The sequence below is a fragment of the Sporosarcina sp. FA15 genome (assembly GCF_051550195.1).
Taxonomy (GTDB): Bacteria; Bacillota; Bacilli; order Bacillales_A; family Planococcaceae; genus Sporosarcina; species Sporosarcina psychrophila.
This window is the reverse complement of sequence record NZ_CP188818.1, coordinates 949388-961324: the sequence shown is the minus strand read 5'-3', so window position 1 is coordinate 961324 and position 11937 is coordinate 949388. Positions and strand designations below refer to the sequence as shown.

Below are 11937 nucleotides of genomic sequence, written 5' to 3'. Positions count from 1 at the left end.
TTTTTTATTACACACATAAGCAAGCTGTGCCAAAAAAATTCAATAGAGAAAGGACATAAAAAGTAGAAATGATTATTATAGGTGCATTTTTTGGCAACTGTATATTCTAACGGAACTAATAGTCCACCATAGCCTACGGTGACAACTTTGACCTCTACCTCTTATAGGTGTCTCCTATACAATCGGGGGTACTATTTTAGTATTGCTTGGTGTACCAGCGTTCCCCCCCACCAACCAATGTCTAGATGGTTCTTCCATGAATGGTGCTAACACTATTTTCACCATTCATGGTACCGACCACTATCATCAGACGTATCAAGTTACTACAACCGTCTCACTACTTGCCGGCGCTAGACTGATGCTAAATGGTATTTCCTGATTCAATTGTTTCCCTCGCTTCGCTGTAGCTGCTGCATCAAGTTATATTTATAATTGATTTTCCCCTTGTCATACACACGTAAAAAAAGGTACTCATGTAATTCAATATACTTTAAATCATACTTAGTCCAGATACCCATAAGTTGAATTTCAAAATAAAAAAGCAGTGATTATCGCTTATTACCGACAATCACTGCTTTTTTAAGTAGCTCATTGTTGAATAGTGCTGTGTTCCCTATCGCTTGAAAAAAATTACCGAAAGCTTCAATTGTACTTCGTTTAGCAACTAACTCCTTGACTTTCATCTCCGGTCATTTTTTCTTTCGTTATTCCTATAGCGGTGACACCAGACTAACCGCCATAATCTAGGCTCTAGAATAAATAAGTTCCTCTCCATGATTCTTCAGCATATACAGACCTATATATGTTGCACTAATGATTCTATATAATGTCCAGCGAAGGCGCCTCATAGGGGTAGCCGAAGCAATAAGACTGACAGCGGTTTTCTGTCTGGCTTATTGCGAGAGGCATCCCCTAGCGCGGGCATTGTTGAGAGAATTCTTTATGTCAACATATATAGTCTAACTTCTGATTTCACCCATTCAAAAATCTTCCAAATCAGCAACAGAAATAGGAAATAACCTATGAACGAATAGATATGGTTCCATTGATTCTCATGATAAAAAAAACCTAATTGCATTGACTTTTTCTCAATGAATGGAACGAGTGCGCTAAGAAAAAAAGTAAAAATCAGCCTACTCCATTTTGACATTTTATCTACCAAATAAAGATATAGCCCTATTAACATAGGTAGGATGATTAATGTAAATACAATATTAATCGGAAATACATCTGGGAAAGGGCGAACCGGGAACTCATATAATTGTTTTCCAACAAAATACAAATCTAAATAGGTACCCAGTAAAGAAGCCACTAAAATAGATGGCAAATACAAGAATGCATTACGTGAAGATAGCCGTTTTCGCGATAGCGGCGAGTTCAAGCCTTTCAAGTGTTTCACAGTATTCACCCATCACCTTTCCATTAATCGGTTCTTTTACTTCTACTAAGTAATCAACAACACGCCAATGCTCGAACCAATCTCCAGTTTCCGCTTCGTGATGAGGGATGTTTTCCCACACATATTCAAGCCGCGGGCTATACAACCTAAGCGCTCCTTTTCTTAGCGCACAAGACTTTAACCTCCTCGTAATAGCCAATCCTGGCACCCCTTCGAACACATCATTAAAAACATCCGGCCAATAGTCCTTACGCGAACCAGTATGTGGGTGGGTAGTTGCCCAGCGATAAACTTTTTCTAATAGGTCTGCCTCATGAAATAGTAATCGATACAAATCCTTTCCGAGCATAATACGTTCATGTAGCGATCCAAATTGATGAAGCGTTAATCCCGTAAGAGGTGCCTTTTCAGTTGACTTTCCACTGTCAGTAAAGGGAAACAAAATTTGATTGAATGAAAGCAGATCCTGGAGTACGAATTCGAACGTCTGAAAAACCTTTCTTTGATAGAAGGAATTTCGCACGATTCTGTTCTCCAAGTAATTTTGTTCATTAATTATGAGTGCAATCGCAAGCGTATAGGAATCACTTTCCTCCCAGAAACGATTCCAAATCACTTCCATAAAAGCAGAAACATTTAAGTAAGGCAACAAATAAAACAAATTTCGACTTTGAAATAGACTTTCTTCATATAATAAGAACTGCGGATATACATCTTGGAATATAAGCCAGTTCCCACGTTCCAAGAATGAATAGAAATCTTGTTTTGTTTTTTCATTCATAAGTCTAGAAAGGAACTCTCCTTTTAAATCCGTCATATTCCATCCGCCATTTCTCGAAACCATATGTCCTAGGAATGCCCAGTGAATTTCTGGCCGAAAAATATAGAAATCGAGGTAAGCTTTTGTTCTCGTCACATTATTCAGGTTCAACTGTTTCGTTTTTAAACGAATCAGTTGAAGAAGTTGCTGATCCCCCCAAGATAAGTGCTGTTCCTCCAGAATAGGAACAGAGTTATACTTCTTCAAATCAGCTTTAATTAATAGTAAACTTTCCGGAAGTTGTTGTTTTCCCCCTATTTTTCTTAATAAATTAAACACGGGCCGCCCCCCTACTAAAAATCATTCCTCCTTTAGGATTATGAATAGGGATATATAGATATGAATAACCTTTACTAAGGAGATGATGAGACGTTGACATATCGTACCGAACAGTTGATTAGCCAATTAGTCCAACAACTAAAAACTGACCAGACACCCGATGGTTCGTGGGATTACCCCTTTGAAACGGGTATTTCAACAGATGCCTATATGATTATTTTAGTAAGGACACTGGAAATAGATGATGAAAATTTAGTTCGCGAATTAACTGAAAGAATATTGAGTAAACAGGAGGCAAATGGCGCTTGGAAACTTTTCCATGATGAAGGTGATGGGAACATATCCGCTACGGTTGAAGCCTATTACTCACTTCTTTATTCAGGCTATGTCAGCAAGGAAGACTATAGATTGCTTGCGGCAAAAAAGTTTATTTTGGCAAACGGTGGTCTTGAAAAATCACATATGTTAACAAAAATCATGCTGGCGTTAACCGGTCAATATCCATGGCCCGCATATTTCCCAATACCGGTTGAAATTATCCTCTTGCCACTCAATTTCCCCATCAATTTCTATGACCTTTCTGTGTATGGAAGAGCAAATCTTGCTCCAATTATGATTTTAGCAAATAAGAAATACGTAAAAACAACAAAAAGCAGCCCTAATCTATCTGAATTATTCCTTCCAGAGACAGCTGATGATTTTTTCAATATACAAGATATCCAAGAACTTTTTTCTATAATTGAACATGACCTTAAAAGTTTTCTGGGTTTATCTCAAACTTTCAATTCTTTAGCCATCAATCAAACAAAACAGTATATGCTCAATCACATTGAGCCAGATGGAACCCTTTACAGTTATTTTAGTCCTACGTTTCTGATGATATTTTCCCTGCTCTCTCTTGGTCACTCCAACAGCGACCCGATAATTTTAAAGGCGGTCGAAGGACTAAAAGCGATGAAATGTACGATTCATGGTCAGCAGCATATACAATATACAACTGCAACGGTGTGGAATACGTCCTTAATTAGCTACGCTCTTCAAAAAGCAGGAGTTCCTTCGACTGATTCGGTAATCGAAAAGGCAAGCGAATACTTGTTAGAGCAGCAGCAAACTAAATATGGCGATTGGGCGATTCATAATCCTGGAGTTTTACCCGGGGGCTGGGGATTCTCAGCTGTAAATACGATGAATCCTGATATAGATGACTCAACGGCTTCACTAAGGGCTATTTCACAGCTAGTTCAGAAAGACACTCGCATTCATCAAGCTTGGGACAAAGGAATTCTTTGGGTAATGTCTATGCAAAATAGTGACGGTGGATGGCCTGCATTCGAAAAAAATGTTGATAATCAATTATTGAACTTGCTTCCAATTGAAGGCGGTAAATTTTTATTGACAGATCCAAGCAGTGCCGATTTAACCGGTAGAACACTTGAATTTCTAGGTGAATATACGAACTTACCGAAAAATCATGACCTTATGAAACGCGGGGTAGATTGGCTAATTCATAATCAAGAAGTGGATGGTTCATGGTACGGGCGCTGGGGAATTTGCTATATTTACGGAACATGGGCGGCAATTACTGGTCTTATCGCGGTAGGTGTAAGCCCAGGGAGTCCAACTATTCAAAAAGCTGTAAACTGGTTACTTTCGATACAAAATCATGACGGCGGTTGGGGAGAATCTTGCAAAAGCGACCTCGCATCTAAGTACATCCCTCTTGGTTCCAGCAACCTAACTCAAACAGCATGGGCACTGGATACACTCATTGCGGTTTCAGAAAAGGCAACACCCGTAATTGATGCAGGGATTTCCTATTTGCTAGAAACCTATAATAAAGTCGATTGGACGTTATTCTATCCGGTTGGACAAGGAATGGGTGGAGGTTTTTATATCCACTATCATAGCTATCAATATATCTTTCCTTTGCTTGCGCTTACCAATTACGAAAAAAAATTTCAAGGATAATTGTTTTTATTGTATATATAGGGCTTTTACGCCCAAAGTGATACGACCATCATTTTCTTTATAAAACCATGTATACGAATAATCGCGTCACCTGGGAGATCTTCAAAACTATATTGAATATCTATTTTTTCCACTGTATATGTTCCAGACCTCGTCAATAAACTTTAAATAATAACAATGAAGGGATGGAGAATTGAAACAAGTATTAATATTTGGTGCTACCATAATAATTGGAATCATTCTTGGGATAATCGCAACCTATATCATGAAATGAAAGAAAAATGACTGTTTGACTATCACAAACCATTTCTCAATCAAAGTATTCGTAATAGTCCAGTGAAAGGGAGCAATTATTCTTATTAGAAGGCCAGGAGTAACTTAGCACCCTTAATACTAAGTTATTTATGGTCCTTTTATTTTTCATCAAAATCAATATTATTAATAAAAGAGTTTTCTTTTGTAAACTGTTGGAATCTGCAGAAGGGATACTCTTTTTGAAAAGAAATTCAAAGAAGTTGACGGACTCTTTTATTAAGTCCATCAACTTCTTTGAATCATCTTTAAAACTACAATGCTACTTTTCCAGGATGCTCATAACAATCACCAAGCCATTCGGTAGATTTCATGAATAATTCATTTTCAAATGTGTAGCTTGAAAATGTATGATCTGCATCCTCAATATAATGCGTGTTTACTCGGTCAGGAACAAGTCTTTGTTGCAATGATGCAGAATAACGCGCAGCATGTTCTTTCGGTATATCCTTATCCTGTTGTGCATGAATGATCAACGCTGCCTCTTGGTACGAACGAATCGCTTCAAGAGGGTGATGGTTTTTCAAATCAGTTAAAAATGATTGACTCACATAAAACCCATGATAATCAACTACCCCATTTAGTGCCGCTGTTTTCATAGCGTTCTCGCCTAAAATTCCGGTAATATCTTTATAAGGTTTCCCAACTGGTGACCATAAAATAAGTTTACGAATTCGACAATCTACTGCAGCAGTTAATGAAGCGACAGCACCTCCAAGACTATGACCGATTAATATAATATTGTTTGCATCTATTTCAGGTAACATGGATACATAATTTAACACCGCCTGAACCTCACTTAATTGCTTCGTGACCGTAACATCCGCATAATCCCCGTCGCTTTCCCCACAACCACTAAAATCAAATCGAAAAACCGCATAACCCTTCTCTGTGAAATACCGTGCTGCTTTCACAAATAACCGATGTTCTCCGACTTTGCTACCGACAAATCCATGTAATAATACAATAAGCGGAACCTTTCTATGATGCACTCTTTCTGGAAAATGAAGAACCCCCGAAAGATAAAGTTGATTAGCATAAATTGAAATCGCTTTACTTGTCATAGTAAACACCCTTTCAAGGATACTCTCCAAATAAACTATTCTTACCTATTTACTAGGTATTATACGTATGTGATTTATAGAAGTCAATGAGTTGGCGCGAGGTAGTTAAACTTTTAACGGTACATCTTGTATAGGTTCCTTAAAAAACTTTGATATAAAAATGCCACAGGATTTTTTATGTCCCCTGCGGCATTTTACCTTTCATATAAAAACTAACTACTATTCAATCCACTAATCATTAATGGACTTCTTCACCAGCGATATTGATTAATGTAACAGATTCTTTTCTCGATTTCGCTACGACTAGACCAATAACAAACCCAATGATCCCCGTTACAACCCATCCCGCACCATTTTCAAATAATGGGATAAATCCAAACATCGTATTGATGGCTTCTGGAAAAATAGTCGCCTCCTTTAAAGCATCAAGAATTGCAACAAAACCGACACCAATCACAGTTCCTACATAAACCGATTGATGGCCATTAAACAAGTTATTTGCAAATATTAGAACGATTAAAGCAATTGCTATAGGATAGAGTAAAAGCAAAATTGGAGACGCCAACGTCAGAATAGTCGTAAGTCCAAAGTTTGTAATAACTAGACCTAAAGTAGCAAATACTATCAACCACTTTTTATATGAAACAGTAGGCATAATTCTTTCAAAATACTCCGCAACAGCTGCTAAACAAGCAACGTTTGTTGTAATTCCTGTTAACAAAATAACAGTTCCTATAATATAAATTCCAAACTGTCCAAATAAGACGATAGCACTTTGCGCTAATACTTCTCCACCATTAGCCATATAGCCAATTGGATTGACACTGGAAGCACCTATCCATGCCATTGAGATTTGTAAAGCCACCAAACCAATAATTGTAATTATTCCAGCTTTAATAAATAACTTGGATACTTCTTTTTCAGACTTTATGCCAAAGGCACTAATTGATTTGATGAATATTCCCCCGAATACAAAAGCCGCTAGAACATCCATTGTATAATAGCCTTGGGTGAATCCTTTTAAGAAGGCCCCCTTTATATAATCACCTTGGGGTTCCCCAAAACTCCCCATAGGTGTAATAATGGACTTGCCAACAAGTACAATTAAGAGCACTACAAAAATCGGCGTTATGATTTTGCCTAAGCGATCCACAAACTTTGTTGTGTTCCATGATAGGTAAATCGTCAGGACTATAAATAACAACGAGAAAATAAAAAGAAAGAGACTGGTGTTTGATTTATCTAGCACTAACGGATTGATTGCAATTTCATAGACCACCGATGTTGTTCGTGGAACCACATAAATCGGCCCTAGCGTTAGGAATAGTAGTATCGAGAATACTGTTGCAAATAGGGGATGTACCCTTCCCGCTAGTTTTTCAACAGTTCCTCCCCCACGCGTTAATGCAATAATTGCAAGAAGAACCATTCCAACACCTGTTATTAAGAATCCCCCCATCGCAATCCATGTATTTGTTCCTGCCTCTTGACCTAACATTGGTGCAAAAATAACGTTTCCAGCACCTAAGAACATAGCAAAAAGCATAAAACCAATCGCTATTAATTGTGAAAACGGCATTTTTTTCTCCATGTAAATTCCCCCTAAATTTCGCATCTAAAAATGCATATTTTCATATAAGATCGTTTAGTACATCCCCAAAAATAGCTAGCTGATATGCTTAGATCCTTTTCTTTTTACTGACTCTACCTAATAAAAATGCGCTAGCCCCAATGCCAATCATTGTATTGGTCTTTTTATTGAACATCTGCTTCGCAACAAGATTAAGGTTTTGTGGCCGCTCCGCCAGTCGACGCATGAAATAGCCATACCAATCTACTCCAAATGGTACATATGTACAGAATTTATACCCCTCATTAGCAAGCTCCAGTTGTAATTCATTCCGAAAGCCATATAGCATTTGGAATTCAAACTTGTCCTTGGAGATATTATTATCTTTCGCAAACTTTTTAACATGATTGATAACATGATGGTCATGTGTTGCGATAGACGAAAATTTACCATTCAGCAAATGATATTCAATCAATCGAATATAATTCTGATCAATATCTTTTTTATCTTGATACGCTAAGTTTTCTGGCTCTTTGTAAGCACCTTTAACGATTCGCATGCGGTAGTCTTTGTATTTCTGAAGGTTTTCATCCGCCTCATAAAAATAGGCTTGGATAACTGTTCCGATATTCGTGTAGTCATTTGAAAGCTCATCAATGATGTCAAAGGATGGCTGTAAATGTCCATAATCCTCCATATCAAAATTGATGAATATAGCATAGTCGTTTGCTTTCGCAACAATTTCTTTTAGATTATCTAAGCAGAAATCATAGTCAATATCTAAGCCAAGCTGTGTAGGCTTCAAAGAAATATGCGCGTCCAATGCATGTTCATGAATCGCTTCGATGACTGCTAGGATTTGTGTTTTTGCCTCAATCGCCTCTTGCTTCTCGAAAACAAATTCCCCAAGGTTATCGATTGTTGCAGCAATACCTTTTGCATTTAATTGCTTTACGCTTTCTACCATTTGTTCAACGCTCGTTCCTGCAACAACTGACTGTGCCCCTAGTTTTAACCCCCATCGTTTTGCACCGCTATTCAAAACTTTGTTTTGTGACAGTAAAATAAAGAAATCTCTTGTTAATCCCATGATCAATACCTCCATTTTGTGTGATTACTATTAATTATTTTAATAAAAAACCTTCTACATATGGGTCTGTTGCATCCAATGAAAACTGATGAATCCCTGTCATCCAAGCAGATCCAGTAATCTTCGGTATAATTGCTTTAATATTTTGGACTTCCGTATAATCAACGACTGCCCCTTTAAATCGTGATCCAATGATACTTTCTTGGATGATTTCTTCACCTTTGTTAAGATCTAATGTTGCAAGTTTCGCGCATGTCCCTGTTCCACAAGGCGATCTGTCAATTTGTCCGTCTCCAAAAACAACTGTATTTTTATAGTGATTCTTTTCTACTTCTAAACTAAATTCCACAAGGTCAACTGTATTAATTTCTGGAATTTCAGGATGTACTATTGTTAGTTGCTCATTTACAGCTTTCCTAATCGCAATTCCAAGTGCCGCAATTTTATCTTGTTCTTCAATATTTAATTCCAAATTGAATTGCTTGGCATCCACAATCGCAAAGAAACTACCGCCGAATGATATATCCAAATTGATATGCCCTACGCTATCTACTAAAACGCTTACATTCCTTTTCAACAAAAATGCGGGTACGTTAATAAAGGAAACTTCTTTAACTTTGTCATTTTCGTACACGATATAACATTCAACAACTCCAGAGGGTGTATCCAATATTACCTTGTCCCGTTTCTCAATCAGCCCTTGATCGATTGCTATTGTTACAGCCGCAATCGTTCCATGCCCACACATATTTAGATAGCCGCCACTATCCATAAATAATACACCAAGATCACATTCCACATTGCAAGGTTCGGTTAAAATTGCACCAAACATATTCAAATGACCTCTTGGTTCATGCATCAGCAGCTTCCGTATATGATCCATTTCAGTTTGCATATAGTTTTTCTTTTGCATCATGCTATTCCCTTGGATTGATGGGATCCCATCAATCACTATTCTGGCTGCTTCACCCATAGTATGAGCATCAATCGTCCGTATACTTTTCCCTATCATCACCATAAAGCGTTTATACCTCCCAAGTACATAGTTATTTCTTGCTCACTACTATACTTGCAAGAAGCGTGCCAACTCACAAAAGTATATCTAATCACCATATTGCAATCGTTCGTATAATTCATTACAATAGGAACTGTTCATTATGTTTACAGTATTGTAAATACAAAATTAACACTAACAACTTTACTCAGGGAGGATGTTGTAAGCAATGAATACTATTCCCATTGAACATTCGCACTATTATTTGAACACATTAATCGAAACGAGTTCTGATGCAATTGCCATTATTAACGCCTTAGGAGAAGTAGAATATTGGAATTCTCAAGCTGAACAAATTTACGGAATACCGCTGGCAGCTATAAAAAACAACAAGATTAGTACCTTTTTTAAAAAGGAAGATTTAAAGTTATTAGAGATTCTTGAAACGAAAAAGCCCGTTTATAATGTCTATCATCAACCCCTCCCGGATAAGCATGTCCTCATAAGCTCATCCCCTATTCTAGATAGTGATGGGAACTTAATCGGAGCCATTTCAATCGATCAAGACATTACAAGCATTGTAAAATTAAATGAAAAGTTATCATTAACAACTACAGAATTACAAAAGGTCAAACAACAATATAATTTACAGGGACAAATAGGTCCTTTCTCTGAAATTAAAGGACATAGTAGTGCCATACAATCCACAAAGGATTTAGCTTTAAAAGTTGCGAAGACAGATGCGACGGTGTTAATTCAAGGGGAAAGTGGTGTAGGTAAAGAACTTTTTGCACAAGGCGTACACGAAGCAAGCTTACGTAAAGATCAACCTTTTATCCCCATAAATTGTGGTGCAATTCCCGAAGCTCTTTTTGAAAGCGAGTTCTTTGGGTATGAAAAAGGATCTTTTACAGGCGCTCACAAGGACGGAAAAGCTGGAAAAGTGGAGATGGCTGACGGCGGTACATTATTTCTAGACGAAATTGGGATGTTACCTCTTGATATGCAAGTAAAGTTACTTCGTGTCTTACAAGAAAGAGAAGTTTCTCGAATAGGAGGCAACGTATCAATAAAAGTAAATAGCCGAATCGTCGCTGCAACTAATAGTAATTTAGAAGACATGATTAAAAAAGGGCTATTCCGCGAAGATTTATATTACCGCTTAAATGTTGTTACTTTGAAAATCTCCCCACTCCGAGAGCGAATCGAGGATATCCCAATTTTAGTCACTAGTTTCGTTCAAGAGTATTGCGCAAAATATCAAAAAGAAATACCCACACTTCTGAACAGCGCCATGGAGATGTTCATAAACTACCAGTGGCCAGGTAATATTCGAGAACTACGAAATGTTGTTGAACGAATGATTATCATTATTGATAATTCAACGATTCATGCAGAAGACATTATGGCTATATTCCCCGTCACAACTGACAACCTTGTAAACAAAAAAGGATTAGCCCAAGAGAAAGCTCAATTGGAACATGAGCGTATCAAAGAAGTACTTATTGAAACATACGGAAACAAAAGTGCCGCAGCAAAAAAATTAGGTATTTCGAGAGTCAGTCTTTATAATAAAATTAAACAGTATAATATTGATGTTTAAATTAAGGCGAACAGTTTCTACCTATAGTTCTTCGCAAAAAACAGAGTGAACTACCAAAATTGGTAGCCCACTCTGTTTTTCATCTTAATCAACAATATCCCATAGCTTTGCTTGAGCAAGATATGACTTCCGTACCTGCAAAGTGACTGTAATCACACCCGGATGACGACCGATTTCTATGGAGTCTAGACCGTAACACCGAATAGTTTCGCTGCATGCGCAAGGCCATTGTCGGTCGCCACGTTTAAAGTTGGACCTGTTCCGAAGATTCACTGAGCAAATGATTCCTTAAGCACTTTCATCCCCATATAGAATCGTCGAACTAATGATACAGCTTCATTTAATATTTCTTTTGTTTTAACCGGTTGGAACTTCACTAAATAATCGCTCCCTACACGCAATGACCGACTGATCATTGCGTTTTCACACTTTATTTAGGTTAGAATCCGCAAAAGGATACTCTTTTTGAAAAGAAATTGATTATATATGTTGATTTAAAGGTTACCATTGAATTTACTGTGGCGCTCAATAAGGAGAGAGTTGTATTTCGGGGTGTGGATTGTAGAACACTTAGCGCTTTGGAGATGCCTTTTCCATACCTTCGATAGGGTGTTCATTATCGAGAGAAATGTGATTTTGAGATGAATATGCCGAGATCACAAGGCGATTACTACTTGATACTAATTGTATTCAAGAAAGACGCACTCTAGGTTGCAGATTCCATCACAGATAATGAAATGCGCTTTCTCAAATAGACCATCCAGCGCAGGAGCGTCTTCGTGCTAGCCGGAGCGATAAGACTGAAAGTGGTTTCCTTTCTGGCTTATCGCGGGAGGCA

At 37.6% G+C, this 11937-nt stretch carries 9 protein-coding genes; 3 read left to right on the top strand and 6 right to left on the bottom strand.

The features are described 5' to 3' along the window. Positions 1-163 precede the first annotated feature (163 nt). Positions 164-379 carry a BclA C-terminal domain-containing protein gene (locus ACP8HG_RS04585; RefSeq protein WP_354313172.1) on the top strand — a complete coding sequence of 72 codons (216 nt, stop codon included), beginning with the start codon at positions 164-166 and terminating at the stop codon, positions 377-379. A 561-nt stretch (positions 380-940) separates the two neighbouring features. On the opposite strand, the gene ACP8HG_RS04580 is transcribed toward ACP8HG_RS04585, so the two are convergent. Next, positions 941-1333: a CBO0543 family protein gene (locus ACP8HG_RS04580; protein WP_438298263.1), complete on the bottom strand. Its 393-nt coding sequence runs from the start codon at positions 1331-1333 to the stop codon at positions 941-943. A gap of 7 nt (positions 1334-1340) precedes the next feature. Then, a complete protein-coding gene (locus ACP8HG_RS04575; RefSeq protein ID WP_187047571.1) occupies positions 1341-2498 on the bottom strand; it encodes a DUF2515 family protein in 1158 nt (385 codons plus the stop codon). Positions 2499-2591: 93 nt separating this feature from the next. Between ACP8HG_RS04575 and shc the strand changes: the two genes are divergently transcribed. Beyond that, positions 2592-4466 (top strand): squalene--hopene cyclase, encoded by a 1875-nt coding sequence (gene shc / locus ACP8HG_RS04570; protein WP_438298262.1) that lies wholly within the window; start codon positions 2592-2594, stop codon positions 4464-4466. A 566-nt stretch (positions 4467-5032) separates the two neighbouring features. On the opposite strand, the gene ACP8HG_RS04565 is transcribed toward shc, so the two are convergent. The 4 genes from ACP8HG_RS04565 to ACP8HG_RS04550 form a co-directional block, all read right to left on the bottom strand. Continuing rightward, positions 5033-5842, bottom strand: a complete 810-nt coding sequence (locus ACP8HG_RS04565) for an alpha/beta hydrolase family protein (protein WP_438298261.1) — start codon at positions 5840-5842, stop codon at positions 5033-5035. Positions 5843-6080: 238 nt separating this feature from the next. Beyond that, complete coding sequence (gene brnQ / locus ACP8HG_RS04560) at positions 6081-7433, bottom strand: branched-chain amino acid transport system II carrier protein (RefSeq protein WP_438298260.1); 1353 nt, start codon at positions 7431-7433, stop codon at positions 6081-6083. Positions 7434-7521: 88 nt separating this feature from the next. Next, a complete protein-coding gene (locus tag ACP8HG_RS04555; protein WP_187047569.1) occupies positions 7522-8502 on the bottom strand; it encodes a proline dehydrogenase family protein in 981 nt (326 codons plus the stop codon). A gap of 34 nt (positions 8503-8536) precedes the next feature. Further along, positions 8537-9520 carry a proline racemase family protein gene (locus ACP8HG_RS04550; RefSeq protein ID WP_438298259.1) on the bottom strand — a complete coding sequence of 328 codons (984 nt, stop codon included), beginning with the start codon at positions 9518-9520 and terminating at the stop codon, positions 8537-8539. A gap of 205 nt (positions 9521-9725) precedes the next feature. Between ACP8HG_RS04550 and ACP8HG_RS04545 the strand changes: the two genes are divergently transcribed. Beyond that, positions 9726-11099, top strand: coding sequence for a sigma-54 interaction domain-containing protein (locus tag ACP8HG_RS04545; RefSeq protein WP_438298258.1), 1374 nt, complete (start codon positions 9726-9728; stop codon positions 11097-11099). Positions 11100-11937: the final 838 nt, after the last annotated feature.